The 19,486-nt window shown below is 65.8% G+C and carries 17 protein-coding genes; 6 read left to right on the forward strand and 11 right to left on the reverse strand.

Features of this window, described 5'->3' with window-relative positions:
- Nucleotides 1–140: 140 nt before the first annotated feature.
- The 3 genes from KI609_RS00800 (at nt 141) to KI609_RS00810 (ending at nt 3,291) form a co-directional block, all read left to right on the forward strand.
- Nucleotides 141–2,159 carry a ribonucleoside triphosphate reductase gene (locus KI609_RS00800; RefSeq protein ID WP_226446016.1) on the forward strand — a complete coding sequence of 673 codons (2,019 nt, stop codon included), beginning with the start codon at nt 141–143 and terminating at the stop codon, nt 2,157–2,159.
- Between the two features lie 183 nt (nt 2,160–2,342).
- Nucleotides 2,343–2,531 (forward strand): anaerobic ribonucleoside-triphosphate reductase, encoded by a 189-nt coding sequence (gene nrdD, locus KI609_RS00805; protein WP_226446026.1) that lies wholly within the window; start codon nt 2,343–2,345, stop codon nt 2,529–2,531.
- 55 nt (nt 2,532–2,586) lie between these two features.
- Nucleotides 2,587–3,291, forward strand: coding sequence for an anaerobic ribonucleoside-triphosphate reductase activating protein (locus KI609_RS00810; protein ID WP_226450114.1), 705 nt, complete (start codon nt 2,587–2,589; stop codon nt 3,289–3,291).
- Nucleotides 3,292–3,317: 26 nt separating this feature from the next.
- On the opposite strand, the gene KI609_RS00815 is transcribed toward KI609_RS00810, so the two are convergent.
- The 3 genes from KI609_RS00815 to KI609_RS00825 all read right to left on the reverse strand — a co-directional run bounded on the left by KI609_RS00815 (nt 3,318) and on the right by KI609_RS00825 (nt 7,901).
- Nucleotides 3,318–4,259 carry a hypothetical protein gene (locus tag KI609_RS00815; protein WP_413463357.1) on the reverse strand — a complete coding sequence of 314 codons (942 nt, stop codon included), beginning with the start codon at nt 4,257–4,259 and terminating at the stop codon, nt 3,318–3,320.
- A gap of 41 nt (nt 4,260–4,300) precedes the next feature.
- A complete protein-coding gene (gene recQ / locus KI609_RS00820; protein WP_226446028.1) occupies nt 4,301–6,160 on the reverse strand; it encodes a DNA helicase RecQ in 1,860 nt (619 codons plus the stop codon).
- Between the two features lie 430 nt (nt 6,161–6,590).
- The gene (locus tag KI609_RS00825; RefSeq protein WP_226446038.1) at nt 6,591–7,901 is read right to left on the reverse strand and encodes a CaiB/BaiF CoA transferase family protein; all 1,311 of its coding nucleotides are present in this window, start codon (nt 7,899–7,901) and stop codon (nt 6,591–6,593) included.
- A gap of 163 nt (nt 7,902–8,064) precedes the next feature.
- Here KI609_RS00825 and KI609_RS00830 point away from each other — a divergent pair, with 163 nt between their 5' ends.
- A complete protein-coding gene (locus KI609_RS00830; protein ID WP_226446047.1) occupies nt 8,065–8,979 on the forward strand; it encodes a LysR substrate-binding domain-containing protein in 915 nt (304 codons plus the stop codon).
- 81 nt (nt 8,980–9,060) lie between these two features.
- Here the strand turns inward: KI609_RS00830 and KI609_RS00835 are convergent, their stop codons facing one another.
- The 4 genes from KI609_RS00835 to KI609_RS00850 all read right to left on the reverse strand — a co-directional run bounded on the left by KI609_RS00835 (nt 9,061) and on the right by KI609_RS00850 (nt 12,320).
- Entirely contained in the window at nt 9,061–9,444 is a 384-nt protein-coding gene (locus KI609_RS00835; protein WP_226450118.1) for a PaaI family thioesterase, read from the reverse strand.
- A 98-nt stretch (nt 9,445–9,542) separates the two neighbouring features.
- Entirely contained in the window at nt 9,543–10,700 is a 1,158-nt protein-coding gene (locus tag KI609_RS00840) for an acyl-CoA dehydrogenase family protein (RefSeq protein WP_226446058.1), read from the reverse strand.
- A 31-nt stretch (nt 10,701–10,731) separates the two neighbouring features.
- Nucleotides 10,732–11,940: a thiolase gene (locus KI609_RS00845; RefSeq protein WP_226446060.1), complete on the reverse strand. Its 1,209-nt coding sequence runs from the start codon at nt 11,938–11,940 to the stop codon at nt 10,732–10,734.
- Nucleotides 11,937–12,320, reverse strand: coding sequence for a Zn-ribbon domain-containing OB-fold protein (locus KI609_RS00850; protein WP_226446072.1), 384 nt, complete (start codon nt 12,318–12,320; stop codon nt 11,937–11,939). The genes KI609_RS00845 and KI609_RS00850 overlap by 4 nt, the downstream gene beginning before the upstream one ends.
- Nucleotides 12,321–12,571: 251 nt before the next feature.
- Here KI609_RS00850 and KI609_RS00855 point away from each other — a divergent pair, with 251 nt between their 5' ends.
- On the forward strand, nt 12,572–13,210 hold the full coding sequence (locus tag KI609_RS00855; protein WP_319003143.1) for a LysE family translocator: 639 nt from the start codon (nt 12,572–12,574) through the stop codon (nt 13,208–13,210).
- A gap of 218 nt (nt 13,211–13,428) precedes the next feature.
- On the opposite strand, the gene KI609_RS00860 is transcribed toward KI609_RS00855, so the two are convergent.
- The gene (locus KI609_RS00860; RefSeq protein WP_226446084.1) at nt 13,429–14,424 is read right to left on the reverse strand and encodes an AraC family transcriptional regulator; all 996 of its coding nucleotides are present in this window, start codon (nt 14,422–14,424) and stop codon (nt 13,429–13,431) included.
- 138 nt (nt 14,425–14,562) lie between these two features.
- Between KI609_RS00860 and KI609_RS00865 the strand changes: the two genes are divergently transcribed.
- Nucleotides 14,563–15,525 (forward strand): alpha/beta hydrolase family protein, encoded by a 963-nt coding sequence (locus KI609_RS00865; protein ID WP_226446086.1) that lies wholly within the window; start codon nt 14,563–14,565, stop codon nt 15,523–15,525.
- A gap of 258 nt (nt 15,526–15,783) precedes the next feature.
- Here the strand turns inward: KI609_RS00865 and KI609_RS00870 are convergent, their stop codons facing one another.
- From KI609_RS00870 to KI609_RS00880, 3 genes are read right to left on the reverse strand one after another with little or no spacing between them, the layout of a single operon-like run.
- Nucleotides 15,784–16,776, reverse strand: a complete 993-nt coding sequence (locus KI609_RS00870) for a tripartite tricarboxylate transporter substrate binding protein (RefSeq protein ID WP_226446088.1) — start codon at nt 16,774–16,776, stop codon at nt 15,784–15,786.
- Between the two features lie 11 nt (nt 16,777–16,787).
- The gene (locus KI609_RS00875; protein ID WP_226446090.1) at nt 16,788–18,296 is read right to left on the reverse strand and encodes a class I adenylate-forming enzyme family protein; all 1,509 of its coding nucleotides are present in this window, start codon (nt 18,294–18,296) and stop codon (nt 16,788–16,790) included.
- Between the two features lie 6 nt (nt 18,297–18,302).
- Nucleotides 18,303–19,283 (reverse strand): Bug family tripartite tricarboxylate transporter substrate binding protein, encoded by a 981-nt coding sequence (locus tag KI609_RS00880; RefSeq protein ID WP_226446092.1) that lies wholly within the window; start codon nt 19,281–19,283, stop codon nt 18,303–18,305.
- Nucleotides 19,284–19,486 lie beyond the last annotated feature (203 nt).

Here is a 19,486-nt window from a genome sequence, read left to right on the forward strand (position 1 = left end):
CTTGAGCCGGTTTTTTTTTGCCCGCGCTGACCGTTGCCGGCCGCTGCGTTTGTGTTTTATCAAACTACCTATAGTGTTTGATGAGTATCGTAGACACCATAGGTAGTGTTTTTAATCCCTTGCATAGATTGGTCGAACCCATGGCGTCCACCCTTGTCACCTTGCCCCGCGATGTTGTTCTGCGCAGTGGCCAACGCGTTCCTTTTGACGCCGAACGCATCCGCGCTGCGCTGGCCAGCGCCGGCCAGGCCTCGGGTGAATTGGGTGTCGAAGAAGCGGCGCTGCTCACCGCGCAGGTCACCAAGGTGCTGATCCACCGCTTCCATGGCGAGGCGCCCACGGTCGAGCAGATCCAGGACGTGGCCGAGCAGACGCTGATCGCCGCCAACCACCTGGCCACGGCGCGCGCCTACATCGTCTACCGCGAGCAACACGCCACACTGCGGGCCGACAAACAGACGCTGGTGGATGTGGAAAGCTCCATCAACGAATACCTCACGCGTGCCGATTGGCGCGTCAACGCCAACGCCAACCAGGGCTACTCGCTGGGCGGGCTCATCCTCAACGTGGCGGGCAAGGTCACGGCCAACTACTGGCTCTCGCACGTCTATACGCCCGAGATCGGCGCAGCGCACCGCAATGGCGACATCCACATCCACGACCTCGACATGCTCAGTGGCTACTGCGCGGGCTGGTCGCTGCGCACGCTGCTCAATGAAGGGCTCAATGGCGTGCCCGGCAAGGTCGAAGCGGGCCCGCCCAAACACATGTCGTCAGCCGTGGGGCAGATCGTCAACTTCCTGGGCACGCTGCAAAACGAATGGGCCGGCGCGCAGGCCTTCTCGTCGTTCGACACCTACATGGCGCCGTATGTGCGGGTGGATGCGATGGACTACGCCGCCGTGCGCCAGTGCATCCAGGAGCTGGTCTACAACCTCAACGTGCCGTCCCGCTGGGGCACACAAACGCCGTTCACCAACCTCACCTTCGACTGGATCTGCCCCGACGATTTGCGCGAGCAGGTGCCAGTGATTGCCGGCAAGGAAATGCCCTTTTGCTACGGCGATCTGCAGGCCGAGATGGACCTCATCAACCGCGCCTATATCGACGTGATGACCACGGGCGATGCCAAGGACCGCGTGTTCACCTTCCCCATCCCCACCTACAACATCACCAAGGATTTTCCGTGGGAGAGCGAGAACGCGCAGCTGCTGTTCGAGATGACGGCCAAGTATGGCCTGCCGTACTTCCAGAACTTCATCAACTCCGAGCTGGAGCCCAACATGGTGCGCTCCATGTGCTGTCGGCTGCAGCTGGATCTGCGCGAACTCTTGAAGCGCGGCAACGGCTTGTTTGGCAGCGCCGAGCAGACCGGCAGCCTGGGCGTGGTGACCATCAACTGCGCGCGCCTGGGCTTTGTGCATGCGGGCGATGAACCGGGCCTGCTGGCGGCGCTTGACCACCTGATGGAACTGGGCAAGCAGAGCTTGGAGACCAAGCGCAAGCTCATCCAGCGCCTCATGGACCAGGGGCTGTTCCCCTATACCAAGCGGTATCTGGGCACGTTGCGCAACCACTTCAGCACACTGGGCGTGAACGGCATCAACGAGATGGTGCGCAACTTCACAGCCGGCCAGCACGACATCACCAGCGACTGGGGCCATGCCTTCGCCGTGCGCCTGCTCGACCACGTGCGCGAACGCATGACGCAGTTTCAAGAGGAAACCGGCCACCTCTACAACCTGGAGGCCACGCCCGCCGAGGGCACCACCTACCGCTTCGCCAAGGAAGACAAAAAGCGCTGGCCCGCCATCCTGCAGGCGGGCACGGCCGAGCAGCCCTATTACACCAACTCCTCGCAGTTGCCCGTGGGCTTCACCGACGACCCGTTCGAGGCCCTCATGCGCCAGGAAGTGCTGCAATCCAAATACACCGGCGGCACCGTACTGCACCTGTACATGGGCGAGCGCCTGTCCAGCGGCGCCGCCTGTCGCGACCTCGTCAAACGCTCACTCACGCGCTTTCGCCTGCCCTACATCACCATCACGCCCACGTTCTCGATCTGCCCCACCCACGGCTACCTGGCGGGGGAACACAAGTTCTGCCCGGCGTGCGATGAAGAGCGTCTGGTCGCCAAGCGCGCCGCGCTGGCTGCCTGAGCGGTGTGCCTGCGGTTATTTGTGCAAAATAAGCCGCTGGCGCTTATGCATAAAGCGCAAGCAGCTATCAATTTGATAGTTCATCAACGAGGCAAGCCGGACGAGTCCAGCCCTTGCCCCGTTGCCACCGGGTGGCGCAGCAACCGCTGTGGCACGCCCTTCAACCCCAAGGAGCACACACAAATGAGCCACTTTTCAACCACCGAACACCAAGCCCTGGCCGACGTGCAACTGACCGACGCCGAGCGCCAGCCCTGCGAGGTCTGGACCCGCGTGATGGGCTACCACCGCCCCGTGGCCAGCTTCAACATTGGCAAACAGGGCGAGCACCACGAGCGCCAGTTCTTCGCTGAATCGGCCTGTGGCCGCTGACCTGGCCACCCCCGGCGCCAGCCCGCACCGGCGCACCCTCGGCACCACCGTGCCGATGGCCATCCGCAGCGGGCTGCCCACACCGGCAGCCGCCCCGGCGGCGCAGCCCCTGCGTGTGGGCGGCCTCACACCGCTCACCACCATCGACTTCCCCGGCCGGCTTGCGGCGGTGGTGTATTGCCAGGGCTGCCCCTGGCGCTGCAGTTATTGCCACAACCCCGAATTGCTCGACGCCACGGCGCCAGCCGCTATCGCGTGGCCGCAGGTGCTGGCATTCCTTGAAAGCCGCCGAGGCCTGCTCGATGGCGTGGTGTTTTCCGGGGGCGAGCCGACCCTGCAGGCCGCGCTGCCCGCAGCGCTGGCCGAGGTGCGTGCCATGGGCTTTGCCACCGGCCTGCACACCGGCGGCATGTACCCCGAGCGCCTGGCAGCTGTGCTGCCATTGCTCGACTGGGTGGGGCTGGACATCAAGGCGCCCAAGCACCATTACGACGCCATTACCGGCGTTCCAGGCAGCGGGGACCGTGCGTGGGTGTCGCTGCAGCACGTCGTGCAAAGCGGTGTGCCGTACGAATGCCGAACCACCTGGCATGCGGGGCTGTTTGGACTTGAAGAGCTTGAGGCCATGGGCCAGACGTTGCGCGACTTTGGAGTCACCCAATGGGTCGTGCAAGAGTGCCGGTCTGACGATGCGCCACCGTGGCACGATGCGCTTGCACACACGCCGTGGCCTCTGACTACTAAAGTGCGGCGTGCCTGAAGGCGCTGCACCGCAGTCCTTTCGGCTTATTGGGGCAGGCCGAAGTTAGAGATTTGCTCGATGTGGTGCAGCAGGGACGAATTTCCCGCACCAAGCTCTGAATCCTTGTAGACCAGACCGGTGCCGACCCCCTGGGGCGTTGTGAGGCGGCGAACCTGAAGCATTTGTTGAGCGCTGGTGGCCGTGGCTTGTGAGTAACCCTCACCCTCATTCACGCTGTAGACCAAGGAATAGGACCGCAGCAACTGGCCGCCGCTGCTGATTTTGACGCACAACACCGTACCGGCCATTGACCCGCGCACTTGATGTTCGCAACCGAAAAGCTCGTTGGCATTGGACATCAGCCCATTTCCATTAGCCGTTGCACCCAGGTTTTTGCTGAGTTCGACCAAGTCCGATTGCAGACCTTCTGAACCAATAGAGTTAAAGGTCCAGAAGCCACGCAGACTGTCAGCGACGGCGCCGTAGCCGAAGTTAAAACGCGAAATCGCCACTTCGCCTTCGTTAGGGAAGGTAATGAATCCAGTGGTCCCAGACGTAAAACGGATGTTCACATTGCCAGGGCTTCCTGCTGCGGTGCCCGAGCGGGCTCCGCTACCGAAATGACGACCACCGGTGTACTTAGTCAGTGGCGTATTCACCTTGTTGTCGGCGACATCTCCGACTGCCAGATAGAACGTCGCTTGGCCGGTGCTCTCGTACGCATACATCTGCATTACCAGGGTGGTGTTTTGCACATCGATGCCAAAACCACGGCCGGGCTTGCCGTCGACTTCCGATGTGACAACCCACGTTCCTGCCTGTGGCGCGAACGCGTGGGCCAAGCCAGCGCCCATAAATAACGCGGCGGCTACCAGTTTTTTGAAAGACATAAAAAAATATCCCCTCTCTAAAGATTGCATTGACGCTTGAAGTGCCAATCCAAATGTATCGGGAATACGGATTTGTGTAACTGAAAAATTCAACAAGAGAATTGAGCGGCGTGATTGCAGGCTCTTTTGAGCGCATGTCAGCTCTTCTCTACCACCCGCAGCACCTCCGCCCCATACGCCTCCAGCTTCTTCGCCCCCATCCCGCTGATGCCTTGCAGGTCCTCCAGCGTGTCCGGGTTGCGCTCGGCGATCGCCGCCAGCGTGGCATCGTGGAAGATCACATACGCGGGCAGGTTGTGCTCGCGTGCCACCTCGGCGCGCCAGGCCTTGAGGTTGATGAAGCGCACCTGCGCGTCGGGCCCTAGGTTGGCGGCAGCAGCGGGGGGCGCACTGCTTTTGCGGCTGCGTTTGGCGGGTGCGGACGACACCGATTCACGCAGTTGCACCGGCACCTCTCCCTTGAGTACGGCGCGCGAGCCTTCGGTGAGGCACAGCGTGTCAAAGCTGTGGCCGCTGTCCAGCATCACCTTCTGCAGGCCCAGGGCGCCGGTGGCGATCAGTTGGCGCAGCACGCCGCGCAACTGGGGCTCGGTCAGGTCCGCGCCGATGCCGAAGGTGGAGATTTTTTCGTGCCCGAACTGCGCGACCTTCTCAGTCTTCTTTCCGCGCAGGATGTCCATGATGTGGCCCGTGCCAAAGCTGATGCCGCTGGCCTGGTTCACGCGGTAGATGGTGGACAGCAGCTTGCGCGCCGCGTCGGTCGCATCCCACACTGCGGGTGGGTTCAGGCAGTTGTCGCAGTTGCCGCAGGGTGTGGAGGCTTCGCCAAAGTAGGCCAGCAGCCGCACGCGGCGGCAGTCGGTGGCTTCGGCCAGCGCCAGCAGCGCGTCGAGCTTGCCGCGCAGCGCCTGCTTGAACTCCTCGCCCGCCGGGCTCTCGTCGATCATGCGGCGTTGGTTGACCACGTCGTTCAGGCCATAGGCCATCCAGGCATCGGCGTTCAGGCCGTCGCGGCCTGCGCGGCCGGTCTCCTGGTAGTAGCCCTCGATGTTCTTGGGCATGTCCACGTGCGCCACGAAGCGCACGTCGGGTTTGTCGATGCCCATACCGAACGCGATGGTGGCCACCATCACGATGCCTTCCTCGCGCAGAAAACGGTCCTGGTTCTTCTGGCGCACCTTGGTATCGAGCCCCGCGTGGTAAGGCAGGGCGGTGATGCCCGCGTCGCTCAGCGTGGCGGCCAGCTCTTCCACGCGCTTCCTGGACTGGCAATACACCACGCCCGCCTCGCCCGCATGCTCGCGCTCGATGAAGCGCAGCAGCTGTGTGGTGACGTCCTTCTTTTCCTCAATGCGGTAGCGGATGTTGGGCCGGTCAAAACTGCTGATGAACAGCCGCGCGTCTTCGAGCTGCAGCCGCTCGATGATGTCGGCGCGCGTGAGGTCGTCGGCCGTGGCGGTGAGCGCAATGCGCGGCACACCCGCATACCGCTCGTGCAGCACCGTGAGCGCGCGGTACTCGGGCCGGAAGTCGTGGCCCCATTGGCTTACGCAATGCGCCTCGTCGATGGCAAAGAGCGAGAGGTGCCCCTCGTTGTACAGGTTGTCGAGCAGGCCCAGAAAACGCGGCGTGTTCAGCCGCTCGGGCGCCGCATACAGCAGCGTGATGTCGCCGGTCTGCAGGCGCAGCTCCACGTCCTGCGATTCGTCAAAACTCAGCGTGGAATTCAGAAACGCAGCAGACACCCCCGCCTCGTGCAGCGCGCCCACCTGGTCGTGCATCAGCGCGATCAGCGGCGAGACCACGATGGTCACCCCGCGCCCCTGCTGCTGGCGCACGATGGCCGGCACCTGGTAGCACAGCGATTTGCCGCCGCCCGTGGGCATCAGCACCAGGGCATCGCCGCCAGCGATCACATGCTCGACGATGGCCGCTTGCGGGCCGCGGAATTGTTCATAACCAAAGACGTCCTGCAGGACAGAGTGCGCGGGGGACAAATGGATGCTCTTTTTTTGATAGCTTGCAGCGATTGATTGACAGGCGCTGAAGGCCGATTTGACCGATGTTTCAGCCGGCGCCAGCGTGCGGGGAGCCCGGGCGACCGAAGGCGCATATTGTGCGCTGGCGGGTGCTGTCACAACGCCCATACCCGCATGACCCTCCCCCTGTCCGATACCCCCGATGTCGACCCGCCCATGCCCCCGCCGGGCGCAGCGCCGCTGCGCGCGCTCCCAGGCAGCGCAGTGGATAGCCCCGGTGGCAGCGGTCACGGAACAGACCCGGGTTGCACCACGCCAGCGGCCGGCTGGCGCAGACCTGCCGTTGGTCGTGGGCAGTGTGGGCGCTGCAGCCACGGCCCTGCCGTGCAGCGTGCGCGCTGGTGCCTTGTGGGCGAATGCCGCGCTGAACGGCTACCCGGTTATGTCACTACACCACGCCTTTGGCGCGCAGCGCGGCCAGGCGCTCGGGGTCTAGGCCGAGGCGTTCGCGCAGCACTTGCTCGGTGTGCTGGCCCAGGGCTGGCGGTGCATGGCGCAGCGTGGGCGGCGTGTCTGACAGGCGCATGGGGCTGGCCGTGGTCAGCACGCGGTTGATGTGCTCGCCCGCAGGCGGCTGGGCGCCCGGGTAGCGCTCTTGCTCCACGCGCAGGCCCCGGTGCTGCACGTGGGGGTCATCAAAGGCCTGGCCGATGTGGTTGATGGGGCCACAGGGCACGGCCTTGTCTTCGAGCAGGCGAATCCAGTCGGCCGTGGGCCGCGTGCGCGTGAGCTGCTCCATCAGGGGAATCAGGGTCTCGCGGTGGGTGACGCGACCGGCGTTGGTGGCAAAGCGTGCCTCCTGCGCCCAGCCCATGCCGGCAGCTTCACAAAAGCGCGCGAACTGCCCGTCGTTGCCAATGGCCAGCAGCATGTTGCCGTCCTGCGTGGGAAAGTCCTGGTAGGGCACAACGCTGGGGTGCGTGTTGCCCTGGCGCTGGGGCACGCTGCCGGTGTTGAGGTAGCCGATGCCCTGGTTGGCCAGCACGGCCATGGCCACGTCCAGCAGGGCCATGTCGATGTGCTGGCCGCGGCCCGTGTGGTGGCGCGCCTCCACGGCGCTGAGGATGGCGCTGGTGGCGTACATGCCGGTGAACAGGTCGATGACCGCCACGCCCACACGCAAAGGCCCGCCGCCGGGCTCGGCGTCGGCGCGCCCCGTGATGCTCATGAGCCCGCTCATGGCCTGCACGAGCAGGTCGTACCCAGCGCGCGGCGCATACGGCCCGGTCTGGCCAAAGCCCGTGACCGAGCAGTAGATCAGGCGTGGGTTGAGGCGGCTCAGGCTCGCGTAGTCCAGGCCGTAGCGCGCCAGGCCGCCGGTCTTGAAGTTCTCCACCAGCACGTCGCTTTGGCAGGCCAGTTCGCGGATGAGTTCCTGCCCCTCGGGTGTGGCCATGTCCACCGTGACGGAGCGCTTGTTGCGGTTGCAGGCGGCGAAGTAGCAGGCGTTGTCAGTGGGTGTGCCGGCCGCATCGGCAAAAAAGGGCGGGCCCCAGTGGCGCGTGTCATCGCCCTCGCCGGGCTTTTCGACCTTGATCACGTCGGCGCCCATGTCGGCCAGGTTCTGCGTGCACCAGGGGCCCGCCAGCACGCGCGAGAGGTCGAGCACGCGCAGGTGGCCCAGGGCGCCGGGGCGTTGCGGGGCCGCACCGTGCGGGGCAGGGGTGGCAGGGGCGGTGGCGTGCTCGCTGGCGGTCATGGCGTTCTTTCGGTGGTGCCTGTCGGGTGGCCTGCACCGTGCAGGCAAGGTTGCCATCCTAGGGCGGCTGCGCTGGGGGCGGCTTCGTGATTTTTGAAGGCGGCGTTTGTGCACGCCGTGGCTGGCGCGACGGGAAGGGGGTGGGCTTTCCTACAATGCGTGCATGGCCATGCATTTCGATCTTGTGGATCTGCGTTTGATGGTGCGTATTGCTGAAGCAAACAGCATGACGCGCGGAGCAGAGCTGTCTTTTATTTCCTTGCCTGCCGCGAGCACGCGCATCAAGAACCTGGAAGAGAGCATTGGCACCAAGCTGCTATACCGCACCAGCCAGGGCGTGACGCTGACACCGCCGGGCCAGGCCTTTGTCACCCATGCGCGCATGGTGGTGGGGCAGATCGAGCACCTGCGCGGGGACATGCAGGAGTACGTGCGTGGCATCAAAGGCCATGTGCGCGTGTTCGCCAACACCACCTCGCTGGGGGAGTTTTTGCCGCCCGTGCTGCGGCATTTTCTGCGCCGCCATCCCGATGTGAACATCGACCTGCGCGAGCGCCTGTCCCACGATATCGTGCGCGCGGTGACCGAGGGGCAGACCGACATTGGCATCGTCGCTGGCCTGGTGCGCACCGAAAACCTGGAGACCCTGCCCTACCACCGTGACCGCCTGGTGCTGGTTGTGCCGCGCGGCCACGCGCTCGACGGCCAGATGCAGATCGATTTTTCCGACACGCTGGAGCTTGACTACGTGGGCCTGCACGAGTCCAGTGCCATCCATGCGTTTCTTCGCCAGGCCAGCGACCAGCTACACCGCCCGATCAAGCTGCGGATCCAGGTCGGCAACTTCGAGACCGCCTGCCGCATGATCGAATCAGGCGTGGGCGTGGGCGTGCTGCCCGAGTCGGCCGCGAGCCGCCACGCCCAGACCATGGACATCGCGATCGTGCCGTTGTCGGATGCGTGGTCGGTGCGCGAGATGCAGATCTGTGTGCGCAGCCTGGAGGCCCTGCCCAGCTTTGCGCAGGAACTGGTGGGGCTGCTGGTGGCGGATGCGCAAGGGCGGCTGCAGCTGGAATAAGCCCTGCGCCCACCTTCCAGCCGGGTGGCGGTGTTTTGAGCGAAAAATGCCGCTAGCCCTTGTCAATCAAGCGCTTGCAGCTCACTTTTTTGATAGCAGCGTGGTCGGCGCCAGCCAGTACTTGAAGGTGCCGCTGGCCGTGGCCACCACCTGCCCCTGTTCGTCGATCAGCTGGCCCGCACAGCTGCACAGGCTGCGCGTGGCATGCACCACCCAGCCCTCAGCCAGCAGCGCGCCACGTGCGGGGCGGTGAAAGCGGCTGCTCATCTCCACCGTCACAGCGGTTTGCGACGGCGCATCCGGCAGCTCGCCCGCAGCGCGTGACATCACCGAATCGAGCAGGGCCATGACCACGCCGCCGTGCGCGGCCGGCAGCTGGTTGAGCAGCTCCTCGCGCAGGTGGGGCAGGCGCACATGCACCTTGCCCTGCGGCGCCGGCACCTGCGCGGCGCCGATGAGCCGCATGAAGGCGCTGCGGTCCACTGGCCGTGGCGCCTCGCTCGCGGGAGTCCCTTCGCCCTGACCGGCTGCAGTGCCATGAGCCGTTGGAACGGCTGGGTGGCTCATGCGTTGCGTGCCTCGCGCACCATGTTGCGGGCGATGATGATCTGCTGGATCTGTGTCGTGCCCTCGTACAGGCGAAACAGGCGCACGTCGCGGTAAAAGCGCTCGATGCCGTACTCGGCCATGTAACCCGCGCCGCCCAGGATCTGCACCGCGCGGTCGGCCACGCGGCCGCACATCTCGGTGGCGAACATCTTGGCGCACGAGGCCTCGGTCGAGACGTTGTGCCCGTCGTCGCGGCGGCGCGCAGCGTCGAGGGTCATGCACTCGGCCGCGTACAGCTCGGCCTGGCTGTCGGCCAGCATGGCTTGCACCAGCTGGAAGTCGCAGATCGGTTGATCAAACTGCTTGCGCTCCAGCGCGTACTGCAGCGCATCGCGCAGCATGCGCTTGGCCACGCCCACGGCCACTGCGGCGATGTGGATGCGGCCCTTCTCCAGCACCTTCATCGCCGTCTTGAACCCGCGGCCTTCCTGCAGGCCGATGAGGTTGGCGGCCGGCACCCTGACGTTATCGAAGATCACGTCGCAGGTATGGGCGCCGCGCTGCCCCATTTTCTTGTCGTATTTGCCAAAGCTGATGCCGGGCGTCTTGGCGTCCACGATGAACGAGGACACGCCGCCCGCGCCTTTGTCCTCGGGGTTGGTGCGCGCCATCAGCGTGAACATGCCCGCATGCGGAGCGTTCGTGATGTAGCGCTTGGTGCCGTTGACGATGTAGTGGTCGCCGTCGCGGATGGCAGTGGTGCGCAGCGAGGCCGCGTCCGATCCGGCTTCGGGCTCGGTCAGCGCGAACGAGGCAATGACCTCGCCCGTGGCCAACTTGGGCAGCCACTGGGCCTGCTGCTCGGGCGTGCCATCCATCAGGATGCCCTGCGAGCCAATGCCCACCGTGGTGCCGATGATGGAGCGGAAGGCAGGGGCCGTCTGGCACAGCTCCAGCAGCACGCGGCATTCCTCCTCCATGGTCAGCTCCAGGCCACCGAACTGCTCAGGGATGGTCATGCCGAACAGGCCAAGGTTGCGCATCTCCTGCACGATGGTTTCGGGGATTTCATCGGTCTCGGCCACTTCGTTTTCGGCGGGCACCAGGCGCTCGCGCACGAATCGGCGCACGCTGTCGAGCAGGGCTTCCAGGGTTTCTGGGTCGCGGATCATGGTGAGAGGTTCTTTCTTCGAGATGGGTAGATCAGAGGGTTTCGGTCGTGCCGAGCACGGCGGTGGACTGGCTCGACAGCGTGCCGCCGTTGCCATGCACCACGGCCGTGTGGTGTTGGCTGAGCTGGCGCGCGCCCGCTTCGCCGCGCAGCTGGCGCACGGCCTCAATGAGCGCAAAGATGCCGTACATGCCCGGGTGCACACACGACAGGCCACCGCCATTGGTGTTGACGGCCAGGCGCCCTCCGGGCGCGATGCCGCCGCCAGCGACGAAGGCGCCGCCCTCGCCCTTGGCGCAAAAGCCCAGATCTTCCAGGAACAGGATCGTGTTGATGGTGAAGGCGTCGTACACCTGGGCCATGTCCATGTCGGCGGCGCTCATGCCCGCCATCGCGAAGGCCTGGGCGCCGGACTGCGCGGCAGAGGTGGTGGTCAAGTCGGGCATGCACGAGATCTGGCGGTTCCAGATCGCCGTGGCATTGCCCAGCACGTAGACCGGGGGCCTGGGCAGATCGCGTGCACGCTCGGCGCGCGTGAGCACGATGGCGCCGCCGCCATCCGTCACCAGGCAGCAGTCGCGCACGGTGAGCGGACTGGCCATCGGCCGGGCCGAGAGCACGTCTTCGATGGTGAGCGCGTCGCGCATGAAGGCCTCGGGGTTCAGCTGTGCCCAGGCGCGCGCGGCCACGGCCACCTCGGCCAGATGCGCACGCGTGGTGCCGAATTCATGCATGTGGCGCGCGGCGGCCAATGCGTAGGCAGTGACGGGTAACACCGGCTCATACGGATATTCGTAAGGCTGCGGGTCCATGAAGCGGCGTGCCGCCACGCTTTCCTTGCGCCCGAAAGTGGCCGAGCGCTGCGCGCTGCCGTAGCACACCAGCACGGCCTTGCACTGGCCGGCCTCCAGCGCGCGCATCGCCGGCAGCAGGTGGGCGATGAAGCTGCTGCCCCCGATCATGGTGCCGTCCACATAGGTCGGATTGATACCCAGGTGCTCGATGACCGGCATGGTCCACATGCTGGCGTTGACGCTGCAGGTGGCCAGGCCGTCGATGTCCTGCATGGTCAGGCCTGCATCTGCCACGGCCGCCTGTGCGGCGCGCACCAGCAGCGTCATGTCGTCCATGCCGGGCGACTCACCGCAGCCATAGGTGGCGGCGCCGGCAATGGCCACGCGGCCGCGCAGCGGGCGGTTCACGGCAGCGGCGTCCAGGTGGGATTGGGGCACGCGGCTCATGGGGCACCCCCTTCGCGCACTGGCGTGAACAGCACCAGCCCGCGCCCGTCCTTGTGTGCCACATGGGCCAACACGCGCAGGCCAATCACCACGGCCTCGGGCGCCACGCCCTCCACGCGGCTCATCATGCGCACGCCTTCATCCAGGTCGACCAGTGCCACGTTGTAGTGGCCGCCAGCGTCCACTTTGCGCGCGATCGTGCTCGTCGAATAGACAGTGCCCAGGCCGCCGGCGCGCACCCAGCGCAGGCCGCTGGCGCCGCAGTGCGGGCACAGCTCGCGCGGCGTGAATACGTGGCTTTGGCACTGCGGGCAGTGCTGTATGCAAATGCGGCCGGCGTCTAGCTCGGCCTGGTAATGGGTATGTGCGCTCAGGTGCATGGTGTATTCGTCTCAGGCCTTTGGGCGGTCTATGGCTTTGTGGAATGCAGCATGCCTGCAAGGGCGGTGCGATTCAATTTGGCAATGCTTAAGACCTCCTTTGGCGGGGGCGGGCGGCATTCACGTTTGCGGACCCGGCAGCGGCTGAAGGCTGCCCCTTTTTGCGCTTCACACGTCACCCACAACGAAGCGTGGCAGCCCCGGCGTGAACGAAAATGGGCGCTGTTTATGGCAACTCAAGCGCATCCACCATGGCGTTAACCCACTGGCTTTTTTTCTGCAGCGTCTCTCTGCTGATGTGTTTTACCCCCGGTCCGGCCGTGCTGCTGGCGGTCTCCAACTCGATGGACGTGGGCGCCAGGCGCACCGTGTTCAGCTCGATGGGCAGTTCGGCGGGCATCTTCGCCGTGTCGGGGCTGGCGATGATCGGCATGGGGGCCATCCTGGCGACGTCGGCGAGCGCGTTTCTGGCCATGAAGGTGGTGGGTGCGCTCTACCTGGCATGGCTTGGCGTAAAGCGCTGGCGCAGCAACGAGGCATTGATCAACAACGATGCCGGCCAGGCAACCACGCAACGCCGTGAGCGCAAAAACTGGCAATTGGTGGCCCAGGGGCTGGGCGTGTCGTTGACCAATCCAAAAGCCATCCTGTTCTTCTCGGCGCTGTTTCCGCAGTTCATCGTGTCCGATATGCCGCTGTTCACTCAGTACCTGCTGCTGACCACCACATTCGCAGTCTGCGCACTGATCTCACACGCCTTTTACGTGGTCCTCATTTCCATGGTGAAGCAGCACGTGGCGGCGCGCGCGAAGCTGTTCAACCGCATCGTTGGCGGCACCTTCATTGCACTGGGCTTGGGGTTGTTGACGACGAGGTCTAAATTGGCTTGACGGCGCGAAGCGACGGGGCCCTGTATTGCGCGGTGGAGGTAGGCTTTAGGCGCGGCTTGGGAAAGGTGACGGGGTGGCTTGGGGCCGAAGCAGAGGTTCGATTTTCGCAACAACGGGCGTTCACTCTGCTGCGAAGTTGCATCAACTCGATCGATTGATAAACCTGACAGCTCGGCCTCAGATTTTGATCAGCGGCGCGCAACTGCCGCTCAACAGGCTCACGATTCAGGCTGCGCGACATGGGCGCTGACCGCAATGGCGCGGCCTTCTTCCGTCCGTCCGTAGTCGACGCCACCTGCCGGGGGTACCGTCGTGCGCGTCTCTCGATCGCGGCGAGCGAAGTGCGCGGGGGGACGACCGACATTTCGGGTGAATGCGACGCTGAACGCGCTGGCCGAGCTGTACCCGACGCGCGCGGCGACGTCACCGACCGTCACACCCTCGCGGAGCAGGCTCTTGGCGAGCGCGATGCGCCATCCGAGCAAGTATTCCATTGGCGTCACGCCGACGAGTCGGCTGAACCGGGCGAAAAACGCAGACCGAGACATCGCGGCCTCACGCGCGAGCTCGGCGACGGTCCACGACGCGCTCGGCTGCTCGTGCATCCGCCGCATCGCCACAGCCAGCCGGTCGTCGGCAAGGCCGCGGACGAGGCCTGGCGAGGCCGCGCTCCCCGGCGCCGAGCGAAGCGCCTCAATCAGCAGCACATCCAGCAGGCGCGCGAGCACGACGTCGCGCCCGGGGCGCCGGGCGCGGAACTCCGCATAGATGAGCGACACGAGCGTGGTGAGCGCCGGCTCGCCGCGCACCTGCACAACCTGCGGCAGCAGCGACACCAATAGCCCCGCGTCAGGCGAGGCGAAAACGCAGTAGCCGATGAGCATCCGCAGATCTGGCGACGCGTTCGGATCGCCGTGCCGGATCTCACCGTCGGGGCGGAAGACGTACGCCGTCTCCTCCCCGTCCGCTGGCGGATCGAGGCTTGACACCGTGAAGTCGAATGCGGCTGGAACGAGGACGAAATCACCCTGATCGAGCACCAGGGGCTCCTGCCCCTCGACGGTCAGCCGGGCTGCCCCCGCGATGATTGCGCAGAAGAACGGGAGCCCTGTCTCCGCGCGGCGCGCTATCCATTTTCCGGCGGCGGTGGCCATCTTGGCGAACGGAGCACTCGGGCGCAGGAGCGTGACGACCTCCGTGAGCGGATCAATCATTTCTGGACTATTAAACACTTAATTAGGACTTTGCATTGTATTCAGTCCTGTCGGCAAGCGGTATCGTTTGCCTGTCCGAGTGCACCGCCCGTGGTGTGCGAAGCCATTCGATCCCAAACCTCTAAAGGAAACCGTCTCATGTCCACATCGATATCGTCCGTCGTCACTCTCCCGTCCGTCGCGCCGGTGCCCGTCGTGTCCGTCAGCCCCATCGTGCTGTCGGCGCCGGGGCGCGCCGTCCCGCTGCAGGTGCGTGTGTCCGCGCCAGTGACCGGCCGCGATCTCCCGATCGTCTTTTTTTCCCACGGACACGGCGCGTCCAACAACCTGTCGTCGCTCAACGGGTACGGGCCGCTAGCGAATTACTGGGCCGCGCGCGGCTTCGTCGTCATCCAGCCGACGCACCTGTCGTCGGCCACCCTGCGCGGCGTCGTCGATCCCAACGGACCCGAGGGAGCGCTCTTCTGGCGCTCTCGCGCCGAGGACATGACCCGTATCCTCGACGCGCTTGATGTGATCGAGGAGGCCGTGCCGGGGCTGAGCGGTCGGATGGACCGCGTTCGGGTGGCTGTAGCGGGGCACTCGCTTGGCGCCATGACGGCGGGAATGCTGCTCGGCCAGCGTGTCACCGACGCCGATGGTTCCGTGGTCGATCTGCGCGACCAGCGGATCACCGCCGGTGTCATCATCGCCGGGCCGGGCAATCCGACATTTCTCACCGGGGCCGCGCGGGACCGCTATCCGATCCTGCGCACGCTTGACTTCTCCGCAATGACCGCGCCCGCGCTCGTAGTCGTCGGCGACCGGGACGTCAACCCGATGTTCTCCGACCAGGCAGAGTATCGGGCCGGCGCGTACACCCTGAGCCCGGGCCCCAAGGACCTGCTCACCGTGTTCGGAGGCGAACACATCCTTGGTGGGATCTCTGGCTATGACGCGGCGGAGACGACCGACGAAAACCCGGCGCGCGTGGAGGCGGTGGCACAGCTGACGTGGGCCTATCTGCGCACCGCGCTCAATCCGGCAGACTCGGCGTGGAAGGCGGCGAGCGACGCGCTGCGCGGTGCGCCGAACCCGCTCGCTGGCGTCGCCGCAAAGTGATGCGCGTCTGAATCCGCAAAGGGGGTAAGGCGTACTGGCGCGTACCCCTGAAAGAGCCTCAAATTCTGGGCACTGACGGAACGTCCGCTCTTGGCCGACAGCACCCGTTCGCAAGGGCTGCGCGGGCGGCATCAACCTCCATTGCTACCGCTGAACCCAGTCGTGAGAACGGGAGCGGGTGAACCGCCTCTGGCCAACCACCCGTTGGTGTGCCCGTGCTTTCAATTGACCCCAGGCGGCCCCGCCCCTCCCTCCCGCTCACCCCGCCGTAATCCCCGCCGTCTTGATGACCTTGGCCCACTTGTCCAGCTCGCTGCGCAGGCGCTTGCGCATCTGCTCCTGTGTGCCCGGATCGGCCTCGGCTCCGGCCTCGAGCAGGCGCTGGCGCACGGCGGGGTCCTTGAAGGCGGTGTTGAAGTCGGTGTTGATCTTGTCCAGCACGGCCTGCGGCGTCTTGGCGGGGGCGAACAGGGCCGCCCACGAATACGCCTCGTAGCCGGGCAGGCCAGACTCCACGCCCGTGGGCACGTTGGGCAGCATAGCCGAGCGCTGGCGACTGGCGACGCCCAGCACCTTGATGCGGCCGGACTTGATGTGCTGCAGCGCCGTGGGTGCATCGCTGAACATCAGCTGCACTTGCCCGCCCAGCAGGTCGTTCATCGCCGGTGCGCTGCCTTTGTAGGGAATGTGCTGCAGCTTGGTGCCTGCCTCCATATTGAACAGCTCGCCCGCCAGGTGTGTGCCGCCGCCGTTGCCCGAAGAGCCATAGGCCAGCGGCGTGCCCTTCTTGGCCAGTGCGATCAGCTCCTGGATGGTGTTGGCAGGTACCGACGGATGGGCCACGATGAACACGGGGAACATGGCGGCGAAGCTGATGGGCGCGAAGTCTTTCTCGATGTCGTAGGGCAGGTTACCCATCAGCGAAGGGTTGACCGAGTGGTGGATGGCCCCCAGGAAGAGGGTGTAGCCGTCGGGCGCCTCGCGGGCCGCAGCCTGCGCCCCCACCACGCCGCCCGCGCCCGCGCGGTTGTCGATCACCATCGGGGTCTTCCAGATCTCGGACAGCTTTTGGCTCGCGACGCGGGCCGTGGTGTCCACGGGCCCGCCGGGCGGAAAGGGCACGATCAAGCGCACCGGCTTGCTCGGCCAGGCATCGGCGGCCAAAGACGGCAGCGCGTGCGTGGCGGCGCCCAGCAGGCCACCCGCGACAAGGTGACGGCGAGTGAGGGAGAGGATGGAGGGGGTGGTCATGGTGTGTCTCCTTAAAGGGTGGCGGCGCGCTCTTGCAACTGGCGCTTGAGCACCTTGCCGTTGTGGCTGGTGGGCAGTTCGGTCACGGTGACGATGTGGCTGGGTTGCTTGTAGGGCGCTAGCTGCTCGCGCAGCCGCGCGCGGGCGGCGGTTTCGTCAAAGCGGGCGCCGGGCGCCAGCTCGACAAAGGCGATCACCTCCTCGTTGCCGTCCTGCTCCGGGCGGCCGATGACGGCGCTGCGCTGCACGCCGGGCAGCGCGTTGAGCACCAGCTCGACCTCGGCCGGATAGACGTTGAAGCCTGATCGAATGATCATTTCCTTGAGCCGCCCGACGACAAACAGCGCACCGTCGGCATGCAGCTCGCCCAGGTCGCCGCTGGCGTACCAGCCGCCATCGCGCATCACGGCGGCAGTGGCCTGCGGGTCGCGAAAGTAGCCGGCCATCAGGCCGCGCCCGCGTATCCACAGCTCGCCGCGCTCACCCACGCGCAAAGGCTGGCCGGTAATCGGGTCGGTGACCTGCACCTCGGCGCCCTCGACGACGTAGCCTGCACTGGTGTCTGGCCGCTGCTCGGACAGGCGCGTGAGGTAGACCGAGCCCGCATATTCCGACAGCCCGTAGCCATGGTGCAGCGTCTGGCCAAAGGCCGCTTCGATGCGCTTTTTCAGCGTCAGGTCCAGCGGGCCCGCGCCGGTGTACACGTAACGCAGCGCGGGCGCCGTGGGGTGGGTGATGCCCTGCTCATGCAGCCAGGCCAGCAGCCGCGCGTACAGCGCGGGCGGCCCTTGCAGTTGCGAAATACCGTGGTGCGCCAGCGCATCGAGCAGGTCGGCGGGATCGAATTGGGGCCGCATCACGAGCTGCGCGCCCGCGTGCAGCGATGCCATCAGCACCGTGCCCAGACCGAAGATGTGCGTCATGGGTACGAAGGCATAGCTGCGGTCCTGCGGCCCCAGCTGGCGCGAACCCGCCGACACCCGCGCAAACAGGGCCAGTCCGTCGTGCGTCACCATCACGCCTTTGGGCGCGCCGGTGGTGCCCGAGGTGAAAATCAGGGCCGCCACGTCATCCCGCAGCGGCGCTGGCTCGGGCTGCGCATCGGTGCGCACGGGGCTGTGCTGCATACCCGGCAGGGCAGAGCCCAAGGCGCTGTAGCGCAACGCGTGGGCGACCGCGCTGCGCGAGGCGCTTGCAGTGAAATACACCACGCGTGCATCGGCCTTGGTGGCAAAGGCATCGATCTCGCCGTTGGCCATGCGCGCGTTGACGCCACACGACCAGGCGCCCACGCGGCTGCAGGCCAGGATCAACGCAGCATGCTCGGGGCAGTTTTCGGCCACCACCAGCACCCGGTCGCCGGGGCGCACATCGATCGCTCGCAGCTCGGCCTCGGCCGTGTCGGTGAGCGCGGCCAGGTCGGCAAAGCTCAGGCTGGTGCCGTCCGGCAGGTGAATGAAGGGGCGCTGGGGCGCCTCGACCAGCCAGCGGTCGAGCAGCTGGTGAATGCGTGCTGTCATGGCCCCTCAATCCACCACGATGCCCTGGGTCACCGTGGCCCACATGGCGCGCTCCTTGGCGGCGCGTTCGGCCAGTTTCTGGGGGCTGCCCGTCCATTCGTCGTACCCCAGTTCCTTGTAGCGTTTTTTCAGATCCGGCTGGGCGAGGGCTGCATTGACGGCCTGGTTGAGCTTGGCCACCAGTTCGGGCGCCATGCCCCTGGGGCCATAGACGCCGTACCAGCCGCCCACGTCAAAGCCCTTGAGGCCCTCGATGCCCGACTCGGCGAAGGTGGGTACATCGGGCAGCGAGGCATTGCGCTGCGGCGAGGTGACGGCCAGCGCGCGCACCTTGCCGCTGTGGATGTAGGTGCTGGCCGTGCTGATGATGTCCAGCATCATGTTGAGCTGGCCGCCGATGACGTCGGTCATGGCTGGCGCGTTGCCCCGGTAAGGGACGTGGTTCATCTCGATGCCGCTGCGGTTGGCAAACAGCAGCGCACCCAGGTGGTTGGAGCCGCCCACGCCGGCCGAACCGTAGGCCAGCTTGCCGGGGTTGGCCTTGGCATAGGCCACCAGCTCGCGCACGTTCTTGTAGGGCTCGTTGTTGTTGACCACCAGCACGTTGTAGTAGCTCAGGATGGGGGCCACCGGCGCCAGGTCCTTGGCCGGGTCGAACGGCATCTTGGTCATCACGTTGGGGCTGATGGTGATGGTGGGACTGGCGGCAAACCACAGCGTGAGGCCATCGGGCTTGGCGCGCACCACCTCGTTGCCGGCAATGGTGGCGTTGGCGCCGGTCTTGTTATCCACCGTGACCGGCAAGCCCAGCTCTTTGGACAGTGCCTGGCCAAACAGGCGCGCGCCCTGGTCCACCGGGCCACCCGCGGCATAGCCGACGATGAGGCGCACGGGCTGCGTGTCCTGGGCGGCGGCGGGGGACATGGCCAAGGCGAGGGGCGCCAGGGCCAGTGCGGCCATGGCAAGGCGGCGGTGGGAAGAATGCATGGTTTGTCTCCGATAGGTCTTGTGGACAGCGATGGTGAACGCCAACCAGCGCCGTGGGAATCTGCTTTTGCCAAAGCCAGGGTTCAGGTCTTCTTAGGACGGCAGGTCCGTGACCTATTGCGGTGCGCCTCACCCGCGATGCATGAAACTTGCGCACCCTGAGATCAGGGCAGCCGAGCAAGGGCCGCCCCGCAGCAAGGGCT

This window comes from Acidovorax radicis (assembly GCF_020510705.1).
In the GTDB taxonomy this organism is placed as follows: Bacteria; Pseudomonadota; Gammaproteobacteria; order Burkholderiales; family Burkholderiaceae_C; genus Acidovorax; species Acidovorax radicis_A.